The following is a 26,017-nucleotide window of genomic DNA, read 5'->3' as shown; positions in this document are numbered from 1 at the left end:
GCTCCCGGACCCTATCGGCGCTCGGGTCGCGAGACGTTCCGCTCTGCGACCGCCTCGAGCAATCGCGCCAGCGCGTCGGCCGCTAACTCGAGCAGTTCGTCACCCCGATCGGCGTCGCCGTCGGTCGGATCGCCGACGACCCCGTTTTCCGTAAACTCCGCCGCGTCGTAGGCCAGATTGACGTAACTCGTCCAGTCGCCCCAGCCGTCGGCCGCGCCCGCGCGGGACTCTTCGATCCGATCTTCGCGGACCAGATCCGGCGCGCAGTGGCGCAAGAGGGCGGTCTCGAGGGGGCCGCCGTGACCCATGTCAGCGGTGTGTTCGCCGACGCCCTCGAACCAGGTGAACGGGACGACGTAGGCGTCGCCGTCCCGCGTGAGTCGCCCACCCATCTCCCGCAGCGCGTCGACGTTGCCGCCGTGGCCGTTGACGAGGACGACCCGGTCGAAGCCGTGGTGGGCGAGGCTCGCGACCGCCTCGCCGACGTAGTCCCGAAAGGTGTCCGCGGAGACCCACATCGTCCCGGGAAACTGGCGGTGTTCCTCGGCGATCCCGACCGGAATCGCCGGCGCGCGCACGACCTCGCGGTCGACGCGCTCGATCCCGGCGTCGGCGACCGCCTCGGCGGTCAGCACGTCCGTCCCGAGGGGCGCGTGAGGGCCGTGCTGTTCCGTGCTCCCGACGGGGACGACCGCGAGGTCCGTCTCGAGGTCGCGCACGTCGGTCCACGTCGCGTCGGAGAGATCCATGCGGGAGTATGCCGACCGCGCGGACATGAAACCCGCGGTAACCCCGTTGGACCGGCCGGTCCGGGACTCGTCTCGCCAGTCCGAGCCTCGTCTTACCGGTCCGACGCCCTCGTGGCGAGCGCAGGGCGAACCCGTTTCCGCAGCGTCACGAAGACCCGAGTATGCCAGACGACAGTCGCGAACGGGGCGTCGAACTCGGCGACCTGCAAGCGGACCTCGAGAACGAGGCGTACCCGATCGGCCACGACGAGTTACTCGAGAAATACGGCGACGAGGAGATCGAGATGAGCGGCGAGACGGCGACGCTCGAGGGCGTCATCGGCCCGCTGGGTGAAGACGAGTATCGGGACTACGGCGAGCTCGAGGGGGCGATCATGACCATGGTGAGCGACGAGGCGATCGGGCGGAAGAACTACAGCGACCGCACGCCGCCCGCGGCGGGCGAGGACAGACAGGACGAGGGCGCGCCGGAGCAGGACGACCAGCGCGAACAGGAGTCGTTCTGAGCGAAGCGCGCCGATGCCAGCGCTTCAGTCGTCGCCGACTTCCGTCCGCGCCTGCCGGCGCTGGGCGCGCTCGATGAACTCCTGAGGAAGTTCGTCGATCTCGCCGGCCTGGACGCCCCAGAGGTGCGAGTAGAGCCCGTCGTTTTCCAGTAGTTCCTCGTGGGTGCCGCGTTCGACGATCTCGCCGCCCTCGAGGACGAGGACCAGATCGGCGTCCTTGATCGTCGAGAGCCGGTGGGCGATGGCGAACGTGGTCCGGTCGGCGGCGAGGTCGTCGATCGAGCGCTGGATGAGCATCTCAGTCTCGGTGTCGACGTCGCTGGTGGCCTCGTCGAGGAGGAGGATATCGGGATCCCGCAGGATCGCGCGTGCGATCGAGAGCCGCTGGCGCTGGCCGCCCGAGAGCTTGACGCCGCGCTCGCCGACCTCGGTGTCGTAGCCGTCGGGCAGGTTGGTGATGAACTCGTGAGCCTCGGCCATCTTCGCAGCCTCGATCACGTCCTCGCGGTCGGCGTCGAAGGTCCCGTAGGTGATGTTCTCCGCGACGCTGCCGTAGAAGAGGAACGTGTCCTGACTGACGTAGCCGAGCGACTCGCGCAGGCTCCGAAGCGTGACGTGCTGGATGTCCTGCCCGTCGATTCGGATCGCCCCCTCGTCGACGTCGTACATCCGCAAGAGGAGCTTGAGGACCGTCGACTTGCCGGCCCCGGTGGGACCGACTAGCGCGACCGTCTCGCCGCCGTCGACGGAGAAGTCGACGTTCCGGATGATCGCCTCGTCTTCGTCGTAGCCGAAGGAGACGCGGTCGTACTCGACGCTTCCCTCGGTGACTTCGAGGTCGGGGGCGTCGGGGTCCTCGCCGACCCGGTTGGGCTGGTCCATCAGCCCGAAGATGCGGGCGCTCGAGGCGCGGGCGCGCTGGTACATGTTGATGATCTGCCCGAACTGGGCCATCGGCCAGATGAAGCGCTGGGTGTAGAGGATGAAGACGACGAACATCCCGGTGCTCAACTCGCCCGAGAACGGCCCCGGCGGACCGCCGATGACCCAGAGCCCGCCGACGAGGAACGTGATGACGAAGCCGATCCCCGCGAGGACGCGCAGGCCGGGGAAGAACTTGATCCGGGTGCGAATCGCGCTCCAGTTCGCGTCGAGGTACTCCTGAGAGACGTCTTCGACGCGGTTTGATTCGTAGGACTCGGTCGTACTCGATTTGATGACCTGGATGCCGCCGAGGTTGTTCTCGAGCCGGGAGTTGACCCTGCCGACGGTCGAGCGTACCTCGGCGTACTTGGGCTGGATCGTCTGGATGAACAGGTAGGTGAACACCGCGATCAGCGGTACCGGTAGCAAGGCGACCAGCGCCAACTGCCAGTTGATCGCGACCAGTAAGCCGCCGATGCCGAATACCATCACGACCAGCCGGAACATGGAGTTCATTCCGTCGTTCAAGAACTTCTCGAGGCGATTGACGTCGTTTGAGAGGATCGACATCATCTCGCCGGTCTGCTTGTCGGCGAAAAATCCCATGTTCAGCCGCTGCATCTCGTCGTAAGTGTCGGTTCTGACATCGTGCTGGACGTTCTGGGCGAAGGTGTTAAAGCCCCAGTTGCGAGTCCAGTGGAAGATAGCCGAGAGCAAGAACGCGCTCGCGATGATCCCGATCGTCAGCCAGAACTGGGCCATCCGAGCCTCCGGGACGTACGGCGCGATCAGCCCTCCGCCGATCGGGAACGCCTCGACGTAGCCGATCTCTTGGCGGATGACGGCGTCGATCGCGACCCCCAGCATCAGCGCCGGGAGCAGGTCGAGGACTCGGGCCGCGACGCTCGCGATCACACCCAGGGTCGCCGCGCCCAGATAGTTCGACCCGTACTCGAGGAACAGGCGCTTCATCGGATTCTCGACCGCCTCGCGCTCCTCCTCGAAGGGATCGTCCTCGTCCAGCTCGGCGCTACTCATTGACCGGGGCTCAGGGACCGCCGGCAAAAAGAGTTACCTACGAATCGAAATAGCTCGCGCGCTCGGCCGCTCGTCGTGCACTCGAGACACCGCTCGCGGCGATCGGCGCGACCGCGCCGGCACTCGCGCCTGCTTCGGAGACGATCGTCTGATTGGACTCGAGATCGATCTCGACGTAATCGCCGACGTCGATCCCCGTCTCGTTCGTGTAGCCGCGTGGCACCTCGAGGACCCACTTTCCGCGACCGGGGTACCGGATGTTGTTCCCGTCCTCGTTTGGGCCGGGTGCACGGGCGTGGTGGATCGACGTGATCTCGTGATCGGCACCGATGTAGATGATGTCGATGGGGAAGTCCATCTCCCGCATCACGAACGTTCGGTCCGCTTCCTGGTCAAAGACGAATAGCATGCCGTTGCCCGACTCGAGCGATTCGTGGTTGCTCAGTCCAGTACGCTTTTCCTGGTAGGAAGTTGCGACCTCCACATCGATGACGGCCTTGGGATCGTCGTCGGATTCGTTGTCGGTGACGCGGGCGGTCCCTTCGTCGGGTCCCCACGGGGGCGAGACGAATCCGGCCTGGACGAGGACGACGCTACCGAGGCCGACGATCCCGACGACGAGAAGCACCTTCCATACGCGCTCGAGTGCCATGCACGATAGCTGTGCCGCGAGAAGGTAAAGGTTATTCGGACGGGGGCACTCCACCCGAATGCGGGCTCGTGGTCTAGCTGGTCATGACGCGGCCTTTACAAGGCCGAGGTCGGTGGTTCGAACCCGCCCGAGCCCATATTTCTGCCGCAAACAATACGTGAGCGGCAGACATCTGTCGCGAGCGGCGGTTCGAACGAGAGAAGACGGAGCGAACGCAGTGAGCGAGTCTTCGCGTCGTTCGAACCCGCCCGAGTCCTTCGATCGGCCGATCGAGTACGAACCGCTCGAGCGGCCAAGAACCGACAGCAGGCGGGCGAACCCACCGACGCATCAGCCGATCCCTCGAGTCCGGACAGGCTAATCACTCACTATGCCGGGTCGTACGGGCGGGAATCGGAGTAGTCACTGCTTGAGGCGCGCTACGTTCTCCCGGATCTGACCGAGCAGGCCGTCGCCTGACTCGGTCTGTAAGGCGGCGTGGAGCGTCGAGTTCTCCGGCTCGTCTTTGACGACGACCCGGAGGTACGGCTCGAGCTGGTCGAAGTTGTCCGCGAGGATAACGGTGTGGTTGTCCTCGTCGTGGTCGACGACGCCGGCGTCGTCCAGTTTCGGGACGTGACACTGCACCGAGGAAACGTAGACGCTCTTGTACTCGTTTTTCGCGACTTCGTCCGGCGGCACGTCGTGTTCCCAGCCGGCGACCGTCTCGGCGAGCGTCGAAAGCTCGATCGGGGCCTCCTGTCCACGGAGCGCGTAGAGCAAGTAGCGTCGCCGTCGGTTCGCCAGTAGTTCGAGGATCGTGTCGGCAGACAGCTCTTCGGCCGCCCGGCTCGAGGTAAGGGCTTCCATAACATGATATTACCCCCCGGAGCGCAAAAGGGTGTCTTGAATATCCGATAATCTAACAGACGAGGAGGAATCGTGTGGAGGCGCCACTGTATCCGACCTGTAACATGTTGTTCGCGTACCTTACGTGAGAAGACGTGACGGTATTGTCGTTGTAACCGTCAGTGGGTGACCAGCTCGAACCGAGGACGAATTTCCTGTAAGGGGACCGGGGACGACGATTCCGATCCGAAATCCTTTTTTATACCATGGACGGAGAGAAGAGTGGGCCGCCTTAGCTCAGACTGGGAGAGCACTCGACTGAAGATCGAGCTGTCCCCGGTTCAAATCCGGGAGGCGGCATTTCTCTCCGACGTGGATATCTGTGGAAGAGCGTTGCAATCCACGGACGACGTACGGGTACCGGTTGGTCCGTGCGCGGTGTCGATGTCCGAAAACGCAACGCCGTGGGGTCGGCGGTCAGATCAGCCCCACACAGCATCGACAGTACCGAAACGCAGGATCGTTCTCCGCACCGCACTGTCGACAGGTCAGTTTCGATCCCTCCGCCGTGTCCTCCTCGAGCGAAGTCGTCGACGTTCGAACGGCCGTCTCGTCCGCAGCGTCGCGGCTGCTTGCTTCGGACTGACGGTCTCGCTGGCGCTCGAGGCCGTCCCGAAAGATGCCGCCGAGGACCGGGAGACAGATCCCTAACGCGGCGAGCAGGAGGCCAATGCAGACCGCGGCGTAAATCTGTCCGGGGGAGACCACAGCAGAGCTACGGTCGCCGGCAAGTTAGATCGTGTGCATTGGTGTCAGTCGGCAAGAACCAGAGGGGAGTCGCGATCGGCAGTTCGGCGGTCGCGATGCCCGTCTACGACGCTCCGATCCAGCCGCCGATCTCGAAGATGATGTTGCGGGCCGCATTCACCTGCTGTGTGCCGTCTCCTTCGCCCCGCTCGCGTTCCTCCTGTCGTACACGCTGTGGCTCTCGACGATCGTGAGCTACCCACCGGCACGGAACTCGTTTATCACCGACGGGTGAGCGACGACGGGAGGTATCGGACGAGGCAGCGACGCGAGGCCCGTCAGGAATCGGTCGAAACGACGACCGTCCGCGCGGCGAGATCGCCGAGGCGTTTCTGGTCGGCGGAGATGTAGGCGGTGACGATGCCGACGATGTAGAAAACCGGGAGGATATCGACGGTTCGGAGAAGGTTCCGAAGTCCGGCCGCCCCCCAGGTGCAGCGAGACCCGTCCTTTCTAACGACGACGATTCCCCGCGCCCGTTTGCCGACCGCCTGTCCGTAGTACCCTTCGAAGGCTGCCTGATACACCACGAGTGCGACCGGTGCGCCGAACTGGACGGCGAGCAAGAAGCCGCCGAATCCGCCGAGCGAGCCGCCGATTGCGACCAGTCCCAAGACGTAGCCGAGCATACCGACTGCGATCGCGACGAGCAAGCCGTCGATGATGAGTGCTTCGGCGCGTCGGTCGAGAACGCCGGCAATTTCGTTCGTGTTCGGTGTTGGATACCGTTGCATGAAGCTACATGATAATAAATAATGTTTTAATATTACAGTCTGTTGGCCAAATTCCGAACGGATCGATCCGCTCGAGCAGAGGAACAGCCCCAGAGGCTCGATCCGAACCGCTCTCCAGCAGCGGTTCCGGCAAGGCACTCGCAACGGCTAACGATTTTCCCTCCGCGGCCCGGTACCGAAACCGTGAGCAGCAACTCGATCACCAACGAGAGCGACACGTTCGAGATCGGCGACAGGACCGTCCACCGCCTCGGCTTCGGTGCGATGCGGCTCTGTGGCGAGGACATCATCGGCGCGCCCGACGACGAGGAGACTGCACGCGAGGTCGTCGAACACGCCGTCGACTGCGGCGTCGATTTCGTCGACACGGCCGACTCCTACGGCCCCGCCGTCAGCGAGCGGCTCATCGGGGAGGCGATCGGCGACCCCGACGACGTGCTGGTCGCGACCAAGGCCGGCCTGCTGCGCAACCGCTCCGGCGACTGGATCGCCCACGGCGACCCCGACTACATCCGCAATCAGGCCCTCACCTCGCTCGACCGGCTGCGGACCGACACCATCGACCTCTACCAGTTTCACCGACCTGACGACGAGGACACGCCGTTCGAAGACTCCGTACAGGCCTTCGCCGACCTTCAGGACGACGGGCTCGTCGATCAGGTCGGCCTCAGCAACGTCTCGGTCGACCTCATCGAGCGCGCCCGCGAACACGTCGAGGTCGCGACCGTCCAGAACCGGTACAACCTGAACGACCGCGGCAGCCGCGAGGCCCTCGAGTACTGCGACGAACACGACATCGGCTTCATCCCGTGGGCGCCGATCAACGGCGACGACCTGGACGCACACGGCGATCTGCTCGACGAGATCGCCGGCGAGCACGACGCGACCCGGCGACAGGTCGGGCTGGCGTGGCTGCTCGAGCGCTCCGACGTGATCCTCCCGATTCCGGGCACGTCCGACCCCGACCACCTCGAGTCGAACGTCGCCGCCTCGCGGCTGTCGCTGTCCGACGACGAGGTACAGCGGCTGACCGACGCGGCGGAGTAAGTCGAAACGGTCGACTTCGAGCCGGGTCCGCGAGCGAGAAGCGCGCCCGGTACGACCGGTCGTCCCCGCCGAATCACGGAAGACTGATAGATCACCGCCCCGACACTGAGGTATGGTCGCAAGTGACGATTTCGAGCACGGACGGGCCCGCGTCAACGGCGTCGAACTGCACTACGTCACCGCCGGCGACGGACCGCCGGTGGTCTTGCTCCACGGCTGGCCGCAGACGTGGTACGAGTGGCGGGAGGTAATTCCGGAGTTAGCCGAGGAGTACACCGTCATCGCGCCCGACCTCCGGGGATTGGGCGACTCCGAGACCCCCGTTTCGGGCTACGATAAAGACACCGTCGCGACCGACGTGCGAGAGCTGGTTCACGAACTCGGCTTCGGAGACGAACCGATCGGGCTCGTCGGTCACGACTGGGGGATGCCGACGGCCTACGCGTACGCCGCCCAGTACCGCGACGAAGTTCGCGCGCTCGTCGTTCTCGAGGCCGGACTGCCGGGCGTCAACGAGGACGAGAAACGCCACCTCTGGCACACTCGCTTTCACGGCGTCCGCGACCTGCCGGAGCGGCTGGTCGCCGGACGCGAGCGGCTCTATCTCGACTGGTTCTACAAGGAGGGCGCGTACGACCCGGCAGCGATCGACGACGACGCCCGCGACGAGTACGTCCGCTGTTACTCGCAAGCCGGCGGACTGCGAGGCGGCTTCGAGTACTATCGCGCCTACGAGGCCGACGCCGAGAACAACCGAGAGCACGCCGAGGACCCGCTCGAGATCCCCGTCCTCGCGCTCGGCGGCGAGGCCTCCTTTCGCGAGCTCCCCATCAGAGACATGAACGCGGTCGCCACCGACGTCGACGGCGAGGTCGTCGACCGCGCCGGCCACTGGCTCCCCGAGGAGCGGCCGGCGTACTTCGTCGATCGGGTGACAACGTTTTTCGAGGACGCGGCCTAACGGGTCGCTCGAGCGGACGCTGAAACGGCGCGTTGACGAGCGGTCCGATTCAGGCGTTTTGAAGCGCGTCGTCCGAGAACGTCGCCGACGCGGAGACGAAGGTGCCGTCGAAGTTCACGGACACGTCGGAGCTGGTTTTGCCGAGCGCCGACTCGAGGTCGGATCGTGCCGTCTCGTCGAGTTCGTCGAAAGACAGCGCCGTCTCTCCAGTCACGTCCGACGACCCGGAGAACGACAGCGACGAGACGGCCCCGTTGAGGGCGGTGAACGCGTCGATCTGGAACCCGGAGGACGACCCGCTCGAGGACCCCCCCGAACCGGCTCCGTCGAATCCGTCGGGGCTGTAGCCACCGAACACCATCTCCCCGTGCCCGCCGGTCGCCAGCAGCCGCCGGAACGTCTCGTGTTCATCGACGGCGCGGGAGCGCTCTCCCTGCTTCGTCTCGATGGCCCGTTCGACGGCCGTGAGGCTCGACCCTTGCACGATCGCCTCGCCAGCGACGGCCAGCGTCGTCGTCGTCCCCTGGTCGCCCGCGGGCTCGTAGACCGCGTACTCGCCGATGTCGGACGTGTGTTCGAACTCGATCTCGGCGAACGAGTTCTCCGCAACGGTCGTCAACTCGCCGTCGATCTCGTCGGTCACCACGTCGCCCGACAGCACGATCGTCTCGTTGGTCATGAGCAAGGCATCGATCGCGGTCTCGAAGCTCGTATCGCTCGTCTGCTGATCGCTGATGAGACCGCTGAGACCCGACCCCGACAGGCCAAAGCCCGCGGCGAACATGGCGGAAAACGCACCCGCCAGCGGCAGCCGAAGCATCGGATCCTCGATGTCCTCGAGGCCGCTCGAGCCGCCGCTCGAGTCCTCGTCGTCGCTCTCGAGTTCGTTCAGCGCCGCCAGATCGAGATAGCTGAGCGAGACCTCGTCCTCGACCGTCGTCACCCACTGTGCGTACGCCGGCGTGTCGGACGTCCCCGCGCCGCCGTTCCCCGACCCCGAGCCGCTTCCGTTCCCCGAACCGCCACCGAGACAGCCGGCTGCACCGGCAGCTAGTGTCGCACCGCAGACTTGTAACAATCGCCGCCGTCGAATGTCTTCCGAGACCATACATTCATGGAAGAAATAACCTGTTATGAAGGTTTTGGCTTTTTGATATGTGTCCGGACAGACTATTATTTACCGCCAAGGTCGCGGGAGACAAGTCGCGGATAGTCGCCCCAAGCGTAACGTCCGTTTCGCCCACTCGAATCCGACGGGGTCCTGATACCGAGTGCCCGTAGCTCGACTCAGCGGCGCCGGATTCCAGTCACTCCCCCGAACTCGTCAGAGAAAATAGGTTTCAGTCCGGTCTCAGGCTCGAGTACCGGTCATTTCTCTCGCGGCCCGGCGGTGCTTCGCCCACGATCCGACCGCGCCACCAACGGCGCCGGGGATGGCGTAGAACGCGAGCAGGAGTACGCCGACGGTGAACACCCCGAACGATGCGACGAGGCCCCCGAAGAGCAGGGTGGTAAAGGACGTGATGACCAGCAAGATCAGCGACCCGAAGACGGTCGCCATACCGCCGTGGATCATGCCAGAGCTCATCGCTCCGCCTGCGAGGTATCCGGCGGTGAGCCCACCGAACAGGCCGATTCCTCCCCAGTACAGAAGCGCGACCGAGGCTCCTGATCCAACGTAGATGAGGCCGCTGATGAACCCTAACGCGAGGGTTACGACAAATCCGACGACGACAGCTGTCCAGTTGATTGTCATGGTCAATTATTACTACGCTGTCACCTATTATAAACCCCACTTCATAGAATCCAGATCATACGACTATTCTGAATAATGTTCCATATTCCGCCAGTTATACATAGTAATATATCCACCTCCCAAACTATACGCGACATAGTACCGAAGAGACGACACTCCATATTCGGCGCGCACTGAAAGAGACCGTATAGCAGAGAACTCTTCTGGAGGCAGTGTACCCGAAGAACCGGTCTTCCGCCGACCGTCGAGTGACGTCAACGCGCTCGCTGGGTGCGATCAACACCGAAGTAACCGCGAGCGACCACGACACTTCTAAGAAAAATGGAAAATAGTCTTTTTGATGATCTGGGAACATTAATTGCCGCCGCCGGCTTACGACGTTCCGAGAGAAACGCACGATAATGCTACGAAGGATTCACGTTCCCGAAAACGGAGGCTCCGGTCGACAGACCGAACCGAAGAAAAACGAGTTCGAGCCATGAGCCTCATACAGGTGCTTCCGTTGGCGATCGTGATGATCGCCGGCCCACAGATACTTTCACCCATCTTCCTCGCCACGAGCGAAAAGTGGCGAGCGAACTCGGCGGCGTACGTCCTCGGTGCGCTCCTCTCTATCAGTCTCGTCGTCGTCGTGGCGTACTTCCTCGGGAGCAGTCTCGGTGGTGGTGGGAGCCTGCTCGGTGCAAGCGCAAAACAACTGCTCTATGTCGTCGTTCTCGTCCTCCTCCTCTACGCGGCAGTGAACACCTACCGGACGCGGAACGTCTCGGAGCCGCCGGCGTGGATGGGGAAATTGACCGCCGCGACGCCGCGGTTCTCGTTTCGACTGGGATTCCTCCTGCTGGGCTTTTTTCCGACCGATATCGTCACCTCGATGAGCGTCGGCACCTACCTCGCGGCAAACGGCGATTCGGTCGCGGACGCGGCCGGGTTCGTCCTGCTTACGCTCTTTATTTTGGCGCTCCCCTCACTCGGCGTGCTTGCACTCGGCGAGCGGGCGGAGTCCGCACTCCCGGAGATTCGCGATTGGATGAGCGATAACTCGTGGATCATCTCTGAGGCGGTGATCGCACTCTTCGTCGTCCTGACGCTCCAGAACCTCCTCGGATGACAACGACCGATGCTGGCACTGTGCCGTGGCGGGTAATCGTTCCGCCCAGCGTGCGTGCTCGATATTGTCAACCGGAAAACAACCCTGACCGTCTCGCTACTCAGGACATATGTTTATAATCTTACACACTCTATTCTCAGTATGCGTCTCGTGCAGGTGTTAATCCCGGAGGGGAAGCAGGAGGGAGTTCTCGAGGCTCTCGATGAGGAAGGTATCGACTACGCTGTCTTCGAGGAAGTCGGGCGAGGCGATTTCGAGGCGATGGTCCAGTTTCCCGTCCCTCCGAGCGGTGTCGAACCGATACTGGAGCGATTGACGTCGGCAGGAGTTCGGGAAGACGCCTACACGATCGTCATGGCGACGGAGACCGTCGTCTCACAACGACTCTCCGCGTTGATCGAACGGTTTCCGGGACTTCGCATCTCGCGCGAGGAATTGTACGCGCGAGCGGAAGATCTCGCGCCGGCGAACTCGACGTTTTTCGCGTTCCTCGTCCTGAGTACGATCATCGCGACCACGGGACTGTTACTCGACTCCGCCGCCACCATCATCGGCGCGATGGTGGTCGCGCCGCTCATGGGACCCGCCATCTCCGCGAGCGTCGGAACGATTCTCGACGACCAGCGCATGGCCACTCGCGGCGTCTTCCTCCAGGTGACGGGCCTCGTCTCCGCCATTGCGATCGGTGCGATCATGGGCTGGGTGCTCCAAGGGACGATCCTCATTCCCCCCGACCTCGACATTCTGACCATCCCGCAGGTCACAGAACGGACGAATCCGAACTTCCTGGCGCTCTTTCTCGCCCTTGGTTCGGGCCTTGCGGGGGCGATCAGTATCATGCGGGGAAGCGGTTCGACGCTCGTGGGCGTCGCCATCGCCGTGGCCCTCATTCCACCCGCGGCGACCGCCGGTCTCGGAATCGCGTTCGGCCCCCCTGGAGTCGCTATCGGGGCGGGCGTCCTCGTCCTCGTGAACCTCCTCGCGATCAACCTCTCGGCGCTCGTTCTCTTCTACGCAGCCGGCTTCAGACCGCTCGAGCCCGAACAGTCCCCCGATGTGCGAGAGTCAGTGGTCTCTCGCATCGCGGTTATCGTCGTCGGGATCGCGGTCCTCTCGGTCGTCCTCGGTGCCGTCACGTGGACCACGTTTCAGACCCAGTCCTACGAAGCAAACGCGCAGGACGAAATCCAGCGACAGTTCAACGAAGCCGATATCGACGATGTCGAACTTGTCAGGGTGACCGTCGACTACGAACCCATCGACTTACTGCTCGGGAACGAACCGGAGGTCAACGTCCTCATCGGCATTCCGCGCGACCGCGCGGCACCACCCGACCTCGCTCAGCAACTCGACGACCTCCTGACCGAGCAACTAGGGGAAGACGTCTTCGTTCGAGTCGGGTTCGTCGAAGCGGAGGTGTCGGAGACGGAACCCCCGGACCCGCCGCTCGGATGGCCTCCCGCTACGGTCACGGCTGCAGATAACGCCTCGCACGCTCGACCGAGCAGTACGTGATTGGCCGTCAACCGGTGTCGGAAGGAACGCCGTGGCGTGTGTGGTGAACGCACGGGCACACTCGCGCTGCGAACTCGAGAGGCGGCCGCTTTCTCTGCCGTGTCACGGTTTCGATCGCCTTTTTCGCCCCCCAGAACGTCAGTCCCGACGGACATACTAGTCAAACGAACTACACATTGATATCACTCAGGAGCGTCCATCGCGTATGGGACGACGAGCGAACCGCCAGAAACGGCGCCAAAACCGACGAGCAAGGCGACAGGAACGACTTCAAAATAACCGCACAGGGCAGAGCTACGGGGCAACCGATGGCGAACGTGGCTGGGAACGATACAAGATGACGCAACGACTCGTCTCCATCGGAGACGATTACTACGTCGAAGACGAGGCCGGGCAACAAGCGTTCATCGTCGACGGGAAGGCGCTTCGCGTTCGAAACACGCTGCAGATGCGGGACCTCGCGACCGGAGACGAGTATTCGATTCAGGAGAAAATCGCTCGCGTCACGGACACGATGGTCATCGAGAAAAACGGAGAGCGCGCAGCGACGGTAAAGAGAGCGCTCGTTACGCCCATCCGTGACCGGTTCATCATCCTCATGCCGGAAGGACCACCGATCCAGTCCGTCGGAAACATCCTCAACCACGAGTACCGCATGATCCGAAACGGGAATCGTATCGCTGGGGTTTCGAAGAAATGGTTCCGCCTCCGCGATACGTACGGCGTCGAAGTCTCACCGGAGATGGACGCGGGACTCGCCATCGCCTGCACCGTCGCGCTCGACGTACTGGCGAGTCAGAACCGCAACAGAAATCGACGCTGATCGACCGAGATCTTCGAAACCGGACAGTCGATTTCGAGAGGTGGACGGCCGGTACGGCAACAGTCGCGAATCACAGAGAGAGGACCCGTTCTCGGCCACAGTCTGGTTTGCTGATTCACTCATCGATGGACATTCTCTCCCACCACCGGAAAGGTACTTTTCAGTCCTCGGTGGAAATTTCTCCGGAGTTCGAAATGAAGAAACTCATCGTACTCGCGTTCGATACCGAAACCGGCGCACTCGAGGTGCGGGACAAGCTCTTCGAGTTGCAAAAACAGGAGTTGATCACGATGGAAGACGCCGCCGTCGTGGTTCGAAACGAGGACGGCAAAACGGATGTCAAACAAGCCAAGAGCCTCGTCGGAGCGGGTGCGCTCGGCGGGGCGTTCTGGGGGCTGCTCATCGGGCTCATCTTTCTCGCACCGGTCTTGGGAATGGCGGTTGGCGCGGTAACCGGTGCATTGGGCGGAAAGTTCTCCGATATCGGAATCGACGATTCGTTCATCAAGGAGGTCGGCACAACGATCGGTCCCGGCCAGTCCGCACTGTTCTTGCTCGTGAGTGACGTAGAGGGCGAACGCGTTACCGAGGAACTCGAACCGTACGATCCCGAGGTTCTAGAGACGAACCTCTCGCCGGAAGACGAAGAGAAACTCCGCGAGCACTTCGCCGCAGACGAAGTGGCCGCGTAAGCGCTCGAGCGTAGAACTCGGTCGGGTATGACTACCCAGTCAGTCCCGCGCTGACTGTCTCAGCAACGGGATTCAAAACAGGGGAACACCGGCGTGAGAACCGACCGGAACCGGACGTGCTCGCTCCACAGTTCGACCGCTGTGACTGGCGGGTTCGATTCTCCGACTATTTCCGTGGCTCACGGGTTTGTTCGCCGGAAAGGCTGCTCCGAGCCATCGCTCACTCCGTTCGCGATGACGCCACAGAACGTCCGGGTGCGAGAATCGAACCCGACTGCGAGACTCGCTCTCGCTCGTCTCGCGTGGTACGATCTCGCCTTCCGGCTCTATCGCTCCTTACGCCGTTCGTCGCGAAAAAGTCCGGGTGCGAGAATCGAACCCGCGTCTCAGCCTCCACAAGGCTGAAGGATAACCACTACCCCAACCCGGACACGCTTGCACGTTATCCTACACGCGGTCGGCCTGAAATACGTTACGACTCCGTGATCGGGGTGTGCGACTCCGTACCGCGCGATTTCGGGCGGCAGGGGCGAGGCGCAGTTGCCACCGCGAATCGGCCGGACGCGACCGAGACGTTTTTCGGCCCACGGGCGCTACAACCGCCAACGCGTGGCCATCACCGACAAGATCTACGTCAAGAATCACCGCCAGCTTAGCTCCCAACTCGAGACGAACATCCCCAAGGGGGCGTTCAAGGGCGCGACGCTGGACGTGCTCTTCCAGGGCGAAGGCCTCGAGAAGTTAGACGAGGCGACCCGCGATCGCGTCCTCGACTTCGCACAGGACTTCCTCGATTGCGACTGCGACAACAACCCCTACTGTGGCTGCCCGGAGCGGAAGTTCATGCGCTACCTGCTCGAGTTGCGCGCTCAGGGGCTCGGTCCGGACGCCATCGTGGACGTGATGACCGACGACTACATGGTCTATGCCTACTCCGGCGACGTGCTCTCCTTTCTCGACAACGCCGTTCGCACCCTCGAGGCGGCCGAAGGTCTCGCTCGCGTCGACGGTGCAGACGAGAAGTACGACGAGATTCGGCAGGCAAAGCAAGATCTCGCGCGGTAGCGCGAGGACTGAGCGTCCCGCTTTCCACGACCCAGGCGGAAGGGACGACCGCCTTGTCACTTACCGCAGCTGGTACGACTCGTCTTCTTCGTCCAGTTCGTCGAGCAACAGCACCTCGTCTTCCTCATCCTCGAGTCGGTCCTGCAGGTCGTTGACGTAGCCCTTGTACTCGTCTAACTGTTCCCGGAGGTGTTCGGCCTCGAGCTCGAGCCGTTCGTGCTCGCGGATGAACCGCTTTGGAACCTCGACGGTCGGCGGGAACGAGACCTCTTCACCGCCCTCATCGGTGCTCGTCCGGGCCTCGAGTTCGTCGTCGGGAACGACCTCGACCTGACCGTCGTGTTCGACGAGCTGGTCGACGTAGTCACGGAAGACGGCCGACAGCGAGATATCGCGCTCCTCGGCGATCTCCTGTAGCGCCGCGAACGCGTCCTCGTTGACCCGAAACGAGATAGTCTTGTTCTTGTTCCCCATCGATACCCCTAGTCGTCGTTCACGACACTTAACCATTCGTCAGACAAGCGGGTGCGAGCGGCAGCGACTGGCGGTCGGACTCGAGCGATCGACAGCCAGGTAGTCGCCGACCCGGGAGGCTATCCCGCTGGCGACCCAACTGGGCGGTAATGCCGTCCGACACGCCCGGACTCCACCACGTGACTGGGATCGTCGGGGACGCCCAGGCGGCGATCGAGTTCTACAGCGGCGTGCTCGGTCTCCGGCTCGTCACCCAGACCGTCAACTTCGAGGACATCCTCCAGCACCACCTCTACTTCGGCGACGCCGCCGGCACACCGGGGACGGTTCTGACCCACTTCCCCAATCCCCACGGCGATCCGGGCCGCGTCGGGAAACCGCAGGTCGAGTCGGTCGCGTTCGTCGTCCCCGCCGACGCGCTCGCGTACTGGACCGAGCGGCTCGCAGCTCACGATATCGCGGTCGAGGGGCCGCTCGGGCGGTTCGACGAGCGCGTCCTGCGGTTCGAAGACCCGGCGGGGACGCGGGTCGAACTCGTCGCAGGCCCGCCGCTCCCCGACGGGATCGAGCCCTGGGTCGACGGCCCGGTGCCGACGGACCGCGCAATCTGTGGCCTCCACGGCGTCGCGACGCTGTCGGTCAACCCCTACGCAACCGCGGGGACGCTCGAGACGCTCGGATTCGAGTATGAGGCGGAGCGGGACGGTCGGGTCCGCTACCGGGCACCGGGCGACCGCGCTACCATCGTGGACGTCCTCGACCGAGACGCGCCGTTCGGCCGCGAAGGGACGGGGACCCTCCACCACGTCGCGGTCCGCGTCGAGACGGAAGCGGACCTCCACGAGTGGCGAGCGCTCTTCGACGACCGTGACTACGACGTGTCGCGGGTCAAGGATCGGCACTTCTTTCACTCGCTGTACGTCCGCGAGCCGGGCGGGATCCTCTTCGAGCTGGCGACCGAGACCGACGGCGTCGCGGCGAGCGGCGAGACGGACCGGCCCGGCGAGTCGCTGTACCTGCCTGACTGGTTCGAGCGGGACCGAGACCTGATCGAGAGTCAACTCCCGGCGCTGACGATGCCGACGAACGAGACCGACGAGAGACCCGACGGATGACCGGATCGGACTCGAATCGGACGATGGACGCCGTCTCCGGCCCCCACACCGGCCAGCCACTGCTCGCAGCCGGCGCGCCCGCGCTGGCCGCCGAAGCCGCTGTGATCGCCTGTCACGGCAGAGGCGCGACCGCGCAGGGTATCGTCAATCTGCTCGAGCCAACTTATCGCCACGGCGTCGCCTTCCTCGCCCCACAGGCCGAGCGCAGTCGCTGGTATCCGAATCCGGCGGCCGCGCCCCGAGCCGACAACGAGCCGTGGCTCTCCTCGAGCGTCGAAGCGGTCGCTGCGGCGCTCGCGGACGCGGCCGACATCGGGATCCCGCCGGAGCGAACACTGATTGGCGGCTTCTCGCAGGGAGCGACCGTCGCCGCGGAGTTCGTCCGCCGGACTTCGGCACAGTACGGCGGCGTCTTCCTCCTCTCGGGGACGCTACCGGGCTCGAGCGACGAGCTTCGATCGGCGTCGGTCGACGGCTCGCTCGCGGGGACGCCGGTGCTCGTCGGCTACGGCGCGGACGATCACCACGTCGACCGCGAGCGCGTCGCCGAGACGATCCGTGTGCTCGAGCGGGCCGACGCCGCGGTCGACGAGCGGCGCTATCCTGACGCGGGCCACGCGGTCACCGACGACGAGTTCGACGCGATCGGCGCGTTGCTCGAAGCCGTGCTCGCCGACGCAACGTAGCGGCCGCTCTCGGGTCGAAAACCGGAGAACAGAGATCGAGCGACCGCTCAGACGGACGCTTCCGCGTCCTCCGCATCGACGGTCTCGAGGCTCTCTAAGGCCTGGATTACGTCGTTACGGTAGTTGACGACGGGCGAGTCGTACTGCTCGCGGGCCATCTGGGCGTACTCGTTGGTGGGCGCGGTCGAGGCGCTTTCCGGCGCCTCCTGCTCTCGTTCCCACTCCTCGAAGGCCTCGATGCGGTCGAGGGTACGCTCGGCGGTCTCGACGACCCAGCGGTCGCGGGTGGCGTCGTCGACGACCGAGATGGTCTCGGGTCGCAGGGAGACGTTGACGGTGCCGTCATCGGTCTCGTAGGTTCGCGGTTTGCCCACGATGGAGACGTACGCCGGCGGCTCGGTGTCGCGAAGGACCGACGCGGCCTCGGGCTGATACTGGCCGGCGTAGACGAAAAACGTCCCCGTCGGGCCGACGACGCGGCCGCGCCAGTACTCGCTTTCCTCGCCGACGTCTTCGGTCTCGGTCAGGGTACCGGCGACGAACACGCGGTTCGCGCGGTCGCCGGTCGGGAGCAGCGCGTAGTTGGGCGCGCGCTCGTCGTCGCTCTCTTTGAACGCGTACGTCGCATCGTTGAATTCCGAGGCGAAGACGCGACGGGCGACTTCGCGGGTGAGTTCTGCCTGGCTCATGTTACATCGACCTCGCTTTGATCAGCAGTTCCTCCGCATCGATCGGCCCGTCGAGTTCCTCGACCTCGTCGGCCAGCACGTACCGGCCGAAGGTCGGTCCCTCGATGCGGTAGTAGATGCCGACGATGTCCTCGCGGATCTCGTCGGCGACGATGGTCGTGTCCAGCGCGTCCATCGCCATCTCCTTGGCTTCCTCGAGAGAGAGTCCCGTCAGCTCCTCCGTGGCGTCCTTGTCGAAGATGACCTCGTGGGCGTCGATGCCGTCGTCGACGACGGCCTTGATCCGGAGGTCGAACTCGCCTTCGACCTCGCCGTGTTCGTTACAGCGGCCGTTCTGGAGGACGCGCGTGCAGTCGTCTTTCGGGCAGCGCTTGATGAGCCCGCTGCCGCTTTGCATGTCGACTAACGCGCCCTCGATCTCGCTGGTGTCGTCGCCGACTTCCATCTCCTCGTCGAGTTCCTCGATCACGGTCGTCGAGTTGAGTTTGACCGAGTATCGACCCTGGTACTCGTCGGTGACGACGTTGCGAAGCTCGTAGACCTTCCCCTCCTCGAGGGCGGGGAGGTCTGATTTCGCCCACTTGGTGAACTTGATCGTCCCCGTCGGATCGCCCAGCAGGCCGACCTGCGCGACCGAGTCGCTGCGGGGATCCCAGAGTTCGATGACCTTGGCGGTGAGGTCGATCCACTGCTCGGGTTCGTCGACATCCTCGACGGTGGCCGACTCGCTGTCGCCGCCCGCGAGGTCCTCGCGCTCCAAGCCGGCCTCCTCGAGGTAGTGATTCGTGACGCTCCGGCGCGCCTCGTCGATCGGTACTTTGTATTCGTCGACGAGCGTGGTCAAGCGCCCTTCGACATCCTCGACGCTCACGTCGAGGTGGTCCGAAAACTGCTCGTGGATATCGTCCGCGTGCTGTCGTACGTCGCTCATAGTGTCTCGCCTCCTCTTTGGTTTCACTGGGAGGCATACGTCCGTTCGCGCCCGATAGTATTTAAAGTACCGCCACCGGAGCGGAAGTGAACGGCGGCGAAAGAAACCGCCAGCGGGCGCCGATGTGGCACGTCCGATCAGGCGACCGGTGCTGGCGTAGTCGACTACATCGAGTTCACTGAAGTGTGTCAGGCGGTACTCTTACCAGGGTATCACAGGATTCGTCGCACACCTCTCTTCATATGGAGACAGAGAATCTTTCAGAGGGAAAGAAACTCCATCGGTCCAGAACTGGCGAATATATTCGTGTAGATACTGTCTGGTCAAAAGTGTCTATCGTCATAAGCCGTAACCACCCCTGCCCTCCATTTTTCTCGTTTTGGTAGTTAACGGACATCTGCGTGGTGACTGTACCATTGTCGGTTTTATCTTCCCGATACCCAGTGTTTTCAGGGAGTTGATGAGAGATGAAACACCAGAAGACACTTACTATGTTAGTGACGATTTATTTTTATTTATGAGAAAACAGTTTTGGTCCGCTGGTTGTGCGATAATCGGGGGGACTATCTGGCTAATCGCTCCGCTCGTACTCAATACCTATCGGTTGAGCTGGACAATCCAGTATGACTACCTCGTCCTGATCACGCCGCTGTTTCTTGTCATCGGTCTCGTTGGCTATTATCGAGAGTACACGCCAGCGTATTCTGTCGGTGGTCGGGCCGGTGTGTGGCTTCTCGGCGTCGGAGTTCTCAGTTTCATTCCGATAGCGACCCACAGGACACTAATCTCATACACACTGCCAACCGGAGTGGTCCTGTTAGTGATCGCGTTTTTCGGTGCAGTACTCGCACAAGTAGGAACGATCGCAATTGCGATTGACGCGTGGCAGACCGGAATCCCATCCAGATGGATCGCAGTGTGGTTGCCGTCGGCGCTCCCTGTAACAGCAGCCAGTAATTACATCGGGGCTACGACACTCGGGCTTTACTCGGTCGGTATGAACTACTACACGGGAATCTTCGGGCTCGCATGGATCGGTCTCGGCTATCACCTCTGGCGATCGAATGAGACTGGCAAATAGCGTCGCTCGTTACGCAGACCTCGTTTTCTGCCAGTTCATCGTAGAAGCGGCGTAATCAACCGTGGGAAGACTGCTACGACGCCCTCGCTGTTGCTACCGCTCGCCGACCGCGATTGCGGCCTCGAGCGCGTCGCCGATCGCCTCGGCTCCCGCGTCGTCGACCGGAACGAGCGGCGGGCGGACCTCGTCGGAGGGAACGACGCCGCGGTGGGCCAGCGCCGCCTTCGTCGCCGGGGCGAAGTCGTGGGTCGTACACGCTTCGAACAAGGGCGCAATCGCGTCGTTCTGTAGTTCTCGCCCGCGGTCGTCCTCGGCTCGCTCGAGCGCCTCGCACAGTACCTCGGGTACGACGTTCGACAGCGCGTTGATCCCGCCGTCGGCACCCATCCGCAGCGCGGGGACCAGCAAGGCGTCGTACCCCTGCAGACAGCGGAAATCGTCGGGAGTCTCACGAAGGACCGACAGGAAATACTCGAGGTCGCCGCTCGAGTCCTTGATCCCCACGACCCCATCGCGCTCCGCGACGGCGGCGACGGTCTCGGGCTCGATGCGCTGGCCCGTACACTGCGGGATGTTGTACAGCAAAAGGGGGAGCGAGGCGTCATCGAGGACTGCCTCGAAGAACCGCCGGTCGCCCGCGGGCGCGTTGGCGGTGGTGAAGTAGGGCGCGACGATCGCGGCGGCGTCGGCCCCGGCATCGGCGGCGCGGTCGATGGCCGCGACCGTCTCGCCGACGCTCGTCGCGGCGGCGCCGGCGATAACGGGCACCTCGGCGCGCTCGATGGTCGCCTCGACGACGCGGCGCTGCTCGTCGGGCGTCAGGCTCGGGAACTCGCCGGTCGTCCCGCAGGGGAAGACCGCGTCGATCCCGCCGGCCTGTACGTGCTCGAGCAGGTCGGCGAGCGCCGGTTCGTCGATCGATCCGTCGTCGAACGGAGTCACCAGCGGACAGGTGATGCCCCGAAGTGCGTTTCGAACGTCCATGCTCGAGAGTCCGTTCGATTCCCCAAAGTCGTTGCCGTCGGCCGGGCGGGTCGACCGCCGACGGCCAACAGTATATGTGCCCGGCGGCCCAACGACGGGTAATGGCGGACCGGCGTCGACTCGAGCGGCTCCTGCGCACGACGCTGCAGGGCGCGGGCGAGCAATTCGAAGAGTGGCGCAGATCGACCGACGAGCAACTCGAGGAGGCCCGCGACTCCTACGAAGTGGCGAGAAACGCCCGTGGGCTGCCCACTGACGAGGCCGGCCGGGCGAAGATCGTCTGCCGGCGCTACGCCGAGCAGCGCGCGGCGAAGCTAGACGAGGAGTACCGGCCGGCCTGTTACGAGGCCGGCCACCCCGACTGCGAGGGGTGTGCCGAAGACGTCCGCAAGGGCCGGATCGAGACCTGGTGAAGATGGATCGGCCCATCGTCGCCTGCGTGCTCGCCGGCGGTATCGGCAGCCGACTCTATCCCGCGAGCCGAAGCGACCGCCCCAAGCAGTTCCTCGCGTTCGGCGGCGAGCGCTCGCTGCTCTCGAGGACGCTCGATCGGACGGCCGTCGCCGACGAGCGCTACGTGCTGACCCGCGAGGCCTTCGCCGACGAGGTCCGCGACCACGCGCCCGAGGCGGGCGTGCTCGTCGAGCCCGCCGGCAAGGACACCGGCCCGGCGCTGGTCTACGCCGCCTGGCGGCTCCGCGAGCAGTTCGACGCGGAGCCGGTGTTACTCTGCCTCCCTAGCGACCACCACGTCGCCGACGACGCCGCGTTCGCCACGCGCCTCGAGCGCGCCGCGGAGATCGCCGTCGAGACGGACGGGCTCGTCACGCTCGGCGTCGAGCCGACGCGGCCGGCGACGGGCTACGGCTATATCGTCCCCGAGAGCGCCGGCGAGGGTCGGCTCGAGGGTAACGGCGACGGAACCGGAGCCGACGACTACGCCGCGGTCGAGCGCTTCACGGAGAAACCCGCCCGCGAGAGAGCGACGCGGCTCATCGAGGCCAGCGCGTACTGGAACGCCGGGATATTCGCCTGGACGCCGAGTGCGCTCCTACGCGAGGCTCGCGACTCGCCGCTCGCGCCTCTCGTCGCGGCGCTCGAGGACGGCGATCCCGACCGGGGATTCGACGCGGTCGAACCCGTCAGCGTGGATTACGCGATCATGGAGCGGGCGAGCGACGTCGTCGTGACGCCGCTGCCGGTCGAGTGGGACGATCTCGGAACGTGGGACGCCGTCGGGCGCGTCCTCGCAGGCGACGATGATGGCAGGGAAGACGGCGACGGCGCGAACGCGACCGTCGCCGGCGACGTCCTCTCGATCGACGCCGAAAACAACGTCGTCGCCGCGCCCGACGCGCACGTCGCGCTGCTCGAGGTCGACGACCTGATCATCGCGGCGTTCGACGATCGAATTCTCGTCGCACCCCGCGAGGCGTCCCAGCGGGTGCGGACGATCGTCGAACGGCTGCGCGAGCGCGACGCGTTCTGAGAAACCGGGGAGTACGAGTGCGAGTCAGCTGGGCCGTGACGACTCCCCGTTGGTGTCGTCGTCCAGCGGCCACACCGCCCACGCGAGGACCGCGAGCACGGTCGCCGAGCCGAGCACGGCCGTCTCGAGGAGCGTCAGTTCGATGCCGAACCACGAGAGCGCCGTCCGGAGTTCGACGATGAAGGGGACGAGCATGGCCAGGACGACGAGGAGTGCCCCGCCGGAGATGCGCATCTACCGAATCACCTCGCTGAGGGACTCGAGGGCGAGCGCGGGATCGGTCCCGAGGGTGAGCTGGAAGCCCTCGATGCCCTCGCCGAACAGGCCGCCGGAGTCGATGATGGCCGCGAACGGGAGCGTGTACGCGAAGATCACGAGGACGATCGCGATCGCGGTCCAGACTTTGAGGTTATCGAGGATCGCCGGCGAGTCCTCGGGTCCGGAGAGCGCGTCGGCGTAGGTGTTGTCCGGAATGTCGTCGCTGGTGCCGTTGAGCGAGGTCATGATCATGACCAAGAGGAAGACGGCCAGCGAGAGGGTTAGCAACACCGCGCCGAGGGCGACCTGGGCGTTGATCTCGCCGACGGTACCGACGGCGGGCTCGAAGTCGAAGCCCTGGTACTGGGGCTCGGCGGTCCGGCGGGGCATGCCGAACAGGCCGGAGCGGTGCATCGCGTTCGACATGAACGTCATGCCGATGAACCAGAGCAGGACCTGTGCCAGCGCGACCGAGCGGTTCCAGAGCGGCTTGCCGGTCACTTGCGGGATGAACCAGTACGACACCGCCATGAAGGTCAGCGCGACGGCGGTGCCGACGGTGAGGTGGAAGTGACCGACGACCCACCAGGTGTTGTGGACGAGGTAGTTGATGTTCATCCCCGCGTTGATCATGCCGGAGAAGCCGGCCGCGGCGAACATCAGGCCCGCCAGTGCCATGCCGGTAAAGACCGGGTCGCGCCACGGGAGCGCCTTGAGCCAGCCGAGGTAGCCCTCGCCGCCGCGCTGGCGAGCGCCGTGTTCCATGCTCGCGACGACGGTGAAAGCCGTCAACAGGCTCGGCAGCAGGAGGAACATCGTGTTCGTCATCGCGATGAACTTGAACCCTTCCGCGATGCCGGGGTCAAGATACTGGTGGTGAATCCCCAGCGGCGTCGAGAGCAACAGGAACAGCACGAAGACGACGCGTGCGAGCGGATCGCTGAACAGTTTCCCGCCGGCGAACTTCGGCAGCATGAGATACCACATCAGGTACGTCGGCATCAGCCAGAAGTAGACGACGGCGTGACCGAAGTACCAGAACAGCGTCCGGGTCAACAGCGGGTTGACCGAATCGACGATCCCCAGCGACCACGGCAACAGGAAGGCGAGGATCGCTATCGCGACGCCGAGCGTACAGATGTACCAGAACAGCGTCGTCGCCAGAACCATAAACGCCGGCAGCGGGATGCGCTCGTCGGCGTTCTCTTTGCGCCAGGCCCACCAGGTCCGGAACCAGTCGACGCCGGCGAGCCAGGAGCCGACGACGAACAGCACCAGCCCCAGGTAGAACAGGGGATGGGCCTGCAGCGGCGCGTAGAACGTGAAGAGCACGTCCGCGTACAGCTCCGAGCCGAGCACCGTCGGCGCTTGCTCGAGGAGGCCGGCGAAGATCGTGACGGTGGCCAGCAGCGCGCCGACGACCATCAGCGCGTACCAGGCCCAGGTAAAGCGGATGTCCACGACCCCGCGGTCCAAGCCGGTGGTTATCGCCCAGGTGAAGATGCCCACGAGGAAGAAGATCGTGAACGTGACCGCCAGCAACACACCGTGTGCGGTGAGGATGGTGTAGTAGTCCGCCGACTGGATGAACCGGAACACGTCCGTCCGGTGGAGCGCCTGGATGAGCCCGAGCGTCCCGCCGATCGCCAGCACAATGAAGGAACTCCAGAACGCCGCCTTGATCACGGCTGCCTCGTCGGGGAATTGGTCGACGTAGGCGTTACGCACTGTCATCACCTCCGTCGGTCGAGTCGACGACCGAGAGCGTCCCGCTCTCCTCGTGGCCGTCGGCGGTCACCGTCCAGTCGTGCTCGCCCGTGCCGAGCTCCGCGGTATCGACCGCGAACTCGACGGTCTCGCTGCCCTCACCCGAGATCGTGACATCGCGCTCGAGGGTCTGCTCGCCGAGCTCGAGGGTGACGGTCGTCTCGAGGTCGCTCTGCATGCCGTCGCTCACGGTCGCGGTGATGGTCGTTTCGTTGCCCGCCTGGACCTCGTCGGGTGCCTCGACGGACAGTTCGGTCAGGTCGAACTCATCTTCGGGGACGACGTTCAGTTTGCCTTCCATGGTGTGGTGATACTCGCCGCAGTACTCGTTACAGAGGATGCCGTACTCGCCGGGTTCGTCGAACTTGACGGTCATCTGTGACACCTGACCGGGGATGACCATCGTGTTCATGTTCGTCCCGACGACGGTGAAGCTGTGCGTCACGTCACGGCTCGTGATGTAAAACGTCACTTCGCTATTTGCGGGCACCTCGATCTGACTCGGGCTGTACGACCACGCCTGCGCGACGACGGCGACCTCGTACTCGTTGCCGCCGACGTGGGTGACACCGGGTTCCGCGAACCGTTCGTGGTCGTTGATCTCGTCCGGATTGATCGACCCACCGTCGTCGTCGATCATCGCGATGCCGGGGCCGACGGCGCCGTACGTGATCGTCGCGATGAAGCCGACGATCAACACCATCGAGGCGACCAGCCACGCCTTCTCGTAGGTGTGGATGTTCATGCCAGTCCCACCACCGGGAGGAGCAGGTCGACGACGGTCGGTCCGTTGCCGAGGAACTCGACGAAGTACATGAATATCCACAGCAACACCAGTATCAGGAAGTAAATCCCGATCAGGATCGCCGTTCCGATGGGATCGTACTCCTCGTGCCCGAGTTCACGAACCTGCTCGGGCTCTCGTTGTTCAGTCCTGGGACTCATACGGTTGAGTAGGAAATGGGGAAGACTTACCATCAGCCGTAGTTCCCGATCGGTGGGAAGAGGTTAGGGTATTAAGCGCTGGCCGGACCCATTCTACGGTATGAACCTCGAGACAGTCGCACCGCGGCTGGCGGCGACCGCGGGGCTTCTTGCGATCGTCCCAGTACTCGTTTACGGAACGACCAACTCAGTCGCTGCCGGCGTCGTTAGCGCGGTCAACGTCGCGATCATCATCGGCTCGCTGTACCTCGCGATGTCGCCAGTCGAGGGAGGGCACGGCGACGACCACCACGACGGAAGCGGCGCCGCCGGCTGACTCCGGCCGTCGACATGTCCCCAGTTTCACTCGTAGCGTCGCTCGTTCCCGCGTCAGCGGTATCTGGGGCGCCT

The 26,017-nt window shown here is 64.1% G+C and carries 30 protein-coding genes and 3 tRNA genes; 16 read left to right on the top strand and 17 right to left on the bottom strand.

Annotated features, from left to right (window positions below):
• Positions 1-11: 11 nt before the first annotated feature.
• Entirely contained in the window at positions 12-749 is a 738-nt protein-coding gene (locus NKH51_RS17485; RefSeq protein WP_254762950.1) for a creatininase family protein, read from the bottom strand.
• A gap of 161 nt (positions 750-910) precedes the next feature.
• Here NKH51_RS17485 and NKH51_RS17480 point away from each other — a divergent pair, with 161 nt between their 5' ends.
• A complete protein-coding gene (locus NKH51_RS17480) occupies positions 911-1,255 on the top strand; it encodes a DUF5789 family protein (protein ID WP_254762949.1) in 345 nt (114 codons plus the stop codon).
• Between the two features lie 24 nt (positions 1,256-1,279).
• Here the strand turns inward: NKH51_RS17480 and NKH51_RS17475 are convergent, their stop codons facing one another.
• Both NKH51_RS17475 and NKH51_RS17470 read right to left on the bottom strand, forming a co-directional pair.
• On the bottom strand, positions 1,280-3,217 hold the full coding sequence (locus NKH51_RS17475) for an ABC transporter ATP-binding protein (RefSeq protein ID WP_254762948.1): 1,938 nt from the start codon (positions 3,215-3,217) through the stop codon (positions 1,280-1,282).
• Positions 3,218-3,254: 37 nt separating this feature from the next.
• Positions 3,255-3,869, bottom strand: coding sequence for a DUF192 domain-containing protein (locus tag NKH51_RS17470; protein ID WP_254762947.1), 615 nt, complete (start codon positions 3,867-3,869; stop codon positions 3,255-3,257).
• Between the two features lie 62 nt (positions 3,870-3,931).
• Here NKH51_RS17470 and NKH51_RS17465 point away from each other — a divergent pair.
• Positions 3,932-4,005 (top strand) — tRNA-Val (locus NKH51_RS17465).
• A 266-nt stretch (positions 4,006-4,271) separates the two neighbouring features.
• Here NKH51_RS17465 and NKH51_RS17460 read toward each other — a convergent pair.
• Positions 4,272-4,718 (bottom strand): DUF7344 domain-containing protein, encoded by a 447-nt coding sequence (locus NKH51_RS17460; protein ID WP_254762946.1) that lies wholly within the window; start codon positions 4,716-4,718, stop codon positions 4,272-4,274.
• Positions 4,719-4,983: 265 nt separating this feature from the next.
• Between NKH51_RS17460 and NKH51_RS17455 the strand changes: the two genes are divergently transcribed.
• Positions 4,984-5,057: transfer RNA gene (locus tag NKH51_RS17455), tRNA-Phe, on the top strand.
• Between the two features lie 117 nt (positions 5,058-5,174).
• Here the strand turns inward: NKH51_RS17455 and NKH51_RS18960 are convergent.
• Positions 5,175-5,465 carry a DUF7577 domain-containing protein gene (locus NKH51_RS18960; protein ID WP_425606678.1) on the bottom strand — a complete coding sequence of 97 codons (291 nt, stop codon included), beginning with the start codon at positions 5,463-5,465 and terminating at the stop codon, positions 5,175-5,177.
• A 317-nt stretch (positions 5,466-5,782) separates the two neighbouring features.
• Positions 5,783-6,238, bottom strand: coding sequence for an RDD family protein (locus NKH51_RS17450; protein ID WP_254762945.1), 456 nt, complete (start codon positions 6,236-6,238; stop codon positions 5,783-5,785).
• A gap of 183 nt (positions 6,239-6,421) precedes the next feature.
• Here NKH51_RS17450 and NKH51_RS17445 point away from each other — a divergent pair, with 183 nt between their 5' ends.
• Together NKH51_RS17445 and NKH51_RS17440 are read left to right on the top strand one after the other, a co-directional pair.
• Positions 6,422-7,285 carry an aldo/keto reductase gene (locus NKH51_RS17445; RefSeq protein ID WP_254762944.1) on the top strand — a complete coding sequence of 288 codons (864 nt, stop codon included), beginning with the start codon at positions 6,422-6,424 and terminating at the stop codon, positions 7,283-7,285.
• Between the two features lie 112 nt (positions 7,286-7,397).
• Entirely contained in the window at positions 7,398-8,246 is an 849-nt protein-coding gene (locus tag NKH51_RS17440; RefSeq protein WP_254762943.1) for an alpha/beta fold hydrolase, read from the top strand.
• A 49-nt stretch (positions 8,247-8,295) separates the two neighbouring features.
• Here the strand turns inward: NKH51_RS17440 and NKH51_RS17435 are convergent, their stop codons facing one another.
• Together NKH51_RS17435 and NKH51_RS17430 are read right to left on the bottom strand one after the other, a co-directional pair.
• Positions 8,296-9,354, bottom strand: coding sequence for a hypothetical protein (locus tag NKH51_RS17435; RefSeq protein WP_254762942.1), 1,059 nt, complete (start codon positions 9,352-9,354; stop codon positions 8,296-8,298).
• Positions 9,355-9,597: 243 nt separating this feature from the next.
• A complete protein-coding gene (locus NKH51_RS17430) occupies positions 9,598-10,002 on the bottom strand; it encodes a DUF5518 domain-containing protein (protein WP_254762941.1) in 405 nt (134 codons plus the stop codon).
• Positions 10,003-10,480: 478 nt separating this feature from the next.
• Between NKH51_RS17430 and NKH51_RS17425 the strand changes: the two genes are divergently transcribed.
• From NKH51_RS17425 to NKH51_RS17410, 4 genes are all read left to right on the top strand, one after another.
• Entirely contained in the window at positions 10,481-11,113 is a 633-nt protein-coding gene (locus tag NKH51_RS17425) for a GAP family protein (protein WP_254762940.1), read from the top strand.
• 141 nt (positions 11,114-11,254) lie between these two features.
• Positions 11,255-12,628, top strand: coding sequence for a TIGR00341 family protein (locus tag NKH51_RS17420; protein WP_254762939.1), 1,374 nt, complete (start codon positions 11,255-11,257; stop codon positions 12,626-12,628).
• 337 nt (positions 12,629-12,965) lie between these two features.
• Positions 12,966-13,451 (top strand): LURP-one-related/scramblase family protein, encoded by a 486-nt coding sequence (locus NKH51_RS17415; RefSeq protein WP_254762938.1) that lies wholly within the window; start codon positions 12,966-12,968, stop codon positions 13,449-13,451.
• Positions 13,452-13,645: 194 nt separating this feature from the next.
• The gene (locus tag NKH51_RS17410) at positions 13,646-14,143 is read left to right on the top strand and encodes a DUF1269 domain-containing protein (RefSeq protein WP_254762937.1); all 498 of its coding nucleotides are present in this window, start codon (positions 13,646-13,648) and stop codon (positions 14,141-14,143) included.
• A 358-nt stretch (positions 14,144-14,501) separates the two neighbouring features.
• Here NKH51_RS17410 and NKH51_RS17405 read toward each other — a convergent pair.
• Positions 14,502-14,573 (bottom strand) — tRNA-His (locus tag NKH51_RS17405).
• A gap of 179 nt (positions 14,574-14,752) precedes the next feature.
• Between NKH51_RS17405 and NKH51_RS17400 the strand changes: the two genes are divergently transcribed.
• Positions 14,753-15,208: a DUF5814 domain-containing protein gene (locus NKH51_RS17400; protein ID WP_254762936.1), complete on the top strand. Its 456-nt coding sequence runs from the start codon at positions 14,753-14,755 to the stop codon at positions 15,206-15,208.
• A gap of 60 nt (positions 15,209-15,268) precedes the next feature.
• Here NKH51_RS17400 and NKH51_RS17395 read toward each other — a convergent pair whose 3' ends face one another.
• A complete protein-coding gene (locus NKH51_RS17395) occupies positions 15,269-15,682 on the bottom strand; it encodes a DUF8146 domain-containing protein (RefSeq protein WP_254762935.1) in 414 nt (137 codons plus the stop codon).
• Between the two features lie 149 nt (positions 15,683-15,831).
• On the opposite strand from NKH51_RS17395, the gene NKH51_RS17390 reads away from it, so the two are divergent.
• Both NKH51_RS17390 and NKH51_RS17385 read left to right on the top strand, forming a co-directional pair.
• Positions 15,832-16,797, top strand: a complete 966-nt coding sequence (locus NKH51_RS17390) for a VOC family protein (RefSeq protein ID WP_254762934.1) — start codon at positions 15,832-15,834, stop codon at positions 16,795-16,797.
• Positions 16,794-17,483, top strand: coding sequence for an alpha/beta hydrolase (locus NKH51_RS17385; protein ID WP_254762933.1), 690 nt, complete (start codon positions 16,794-16,796; stop codon positions 17,481-17,483). Before NKH51_RS17390 ends, NKH51_RS17385 begins: the two co-directional genes overlap by 4 nt.
• Positions 17,484-17,530: 47 nt before the next feature.
• Here NKH51_RS17385 and NKH51_RS17380 read toward each other — a convergent pair whose 3' ends face one another.
• Together NKH51_RS17380 and NKH51_RS17375 are read right to left on the bottom strand one after the other, a co-directional pair.
• Complete coding sequence (locus tag NKH51_RS17380; protein ID WP_254762932.1) at positions 17,531-18,172, bottom strand: RPA family protein; 642 nt, start codon at positions 18,170-18,172, stop codon at positions 17,531-17,533.
• A 1-nt stretch (position 18,173) separates the two neighbouring features.
• Positions 18,174-19,103: a replication factor A gene (locus tag NKH51_RS17375; protein WP_254762931.1), complete on the bottom strand. Its 930-nt coding sequence runs from the start codon at positions 19,101-19,103 to the stop codon at positions 18,174-18,176.
• A gap of 460 nt (positions 19,104-19,563) precedes the next feature.
• Between NKH51_RS17375 and NKH51_RS17370 the strand changes: the two genes are divergently transcribed.
• A complete protein-coding gene (locus NKH51_RS17370) occupies positions 19,564-20,184 on the top strand; it encodes a hypothetical protein (RefSeq protein WP_254762930.1) in 621 nt (206 codons plus the stop codon).
• 93 nt (positions 20,185-20,277) lie between these two features.
• Here NKH51_RS17370 and NKH51_RS17365 read toward each other — a convergent pair whose 3' ends face one another.
• Entirely contained in the window at positions 20,278-21,168 is an 891-nt protein-coding gene (locus NKH51_RS17365; RefSeq protein ID WP_254762929.1) for a dihydrodipicolinate synthase family protein, read from the bottom strand.
• 101 nt (positions 21,169-21,269) lie between these two features.
• Between NKH51_RS17365 and NKH51_RS17360 the strand changes: the two genes are divergently transcribed.
• The gene (locus NKH51_RS17360; protein WP_254762928.1) at positions 21,270-21,581 is read left to right on the top strand and encodes a DUF7091 family protein; all 312 of its coding nucleotides are present in this window, start codon (positions 21,270-21,272) and stop codon (positions 21,579-21,581) included.
• Positions 21,582-21,583: 2 nt separating this feature from the next.
• Positions 21,584-22,657 (top strand): mannose-1-phosphate guanylyltransferase, encoded by a 1,074-nt coding sequence (locus NKH51_RS17355; protein ID WP_254762927.1) that lies wholly within the window; start codon positions 21,584-21,586, stop codon positions 22,655-22,657.
• A gap of 24 nt (positions 22,658-22,681) precedes the next feature.
• Here the strand turns inward: NKH51_RS17355 and NKH51_RS17350 are convergent, their stop codons facing one another.
• Genes NKH51_RS17350 through NKH51_RS17335 form a run of 4 tightly spaced genes read right to left on the bottom strand, consistent with a single transcriptional unit; the run spans position 22,682 to position 25,627 of the window.
• Positions 22,682-22,891, bottom strand: a complete 210-nt coding sequence (locus tag NKH51_RS17350; protein ID WP_254762926.1) for a CbaC protein — start codon at positions 22,889-22,891, stop codon at positions 22,682-22,684.
• A complete protein-coding gene (locus NKH51_RS17345) occupies positions 22,892-24,649 on the bottom strand; it encodes a b(o/a)3-type cytochrome-c oxidase subunit 1 (RefSeq protein WP_254762925.1) in 1,758 nt (585 codons plus the stop codon).
• Positions 24,636-25,427, bottom strand: a complete 792-nt coding sequence (locus tag NKH51_RS17340; RefSeq protein WP_254762924.1) for a cytochrome c oxidase subunit II — start codon at positions 25,425-25,427, stop codon at positions 24,636-24,638. The genes NKH51_RS17345 and NKH51_RS17340 overlap by 14 nt, the downstream gene beginning before the upstream one ends.
• Complete coding sequence (locus NKH51_RS17335) at positions 25,424-25,627, bottom strand: signal peptidase complex subunit 2 (protein WP_254762923.1); 204 nt, start codon at positions 25,625-25,627, stop codon at positions 25,424-25,426. Before NKH51_RS17335 ends, NKH51_RS17340 begins: the two co-directional genes overlap by 4 nt.
• A gap of 100 nt (positions 25,628-25,727) precedes the next feature.
• Here NKH51_RS17335 and NKH51_RS17330 point away from each other — a divergent pair, with 100 nt between their 5' ends.
• Positions 25,728-25,943 carry a DUF8131 family protein gene (locus NKH51_RS17330; RefSeq protein ID WP_254762922.1) on the top strand — a complete coding sequence of 72 codons (216 nt, stop codon included), beginning with the start codon at positions 25,728-25,730 and terminating at the stop codon, positions 25,941-25,943.
• The last annotated feature ends 74 nt before the right edge of the window (positions 25,944-26,017 follow it).

It is taken from the genome of Natrinema marinum (assembly GCF_024296685.1).
Classification (GTDB): domain Archaea; phylum Halobacteriota; class Halobacteria; order Halobacteriales; family Natrialbaceae; genus Natrinema; species Natrinema marinum.
Note: the sequence above shows the minus strand (reverse complement) of the source record. Positions and strands in the feature narration are given on the sequence as shown.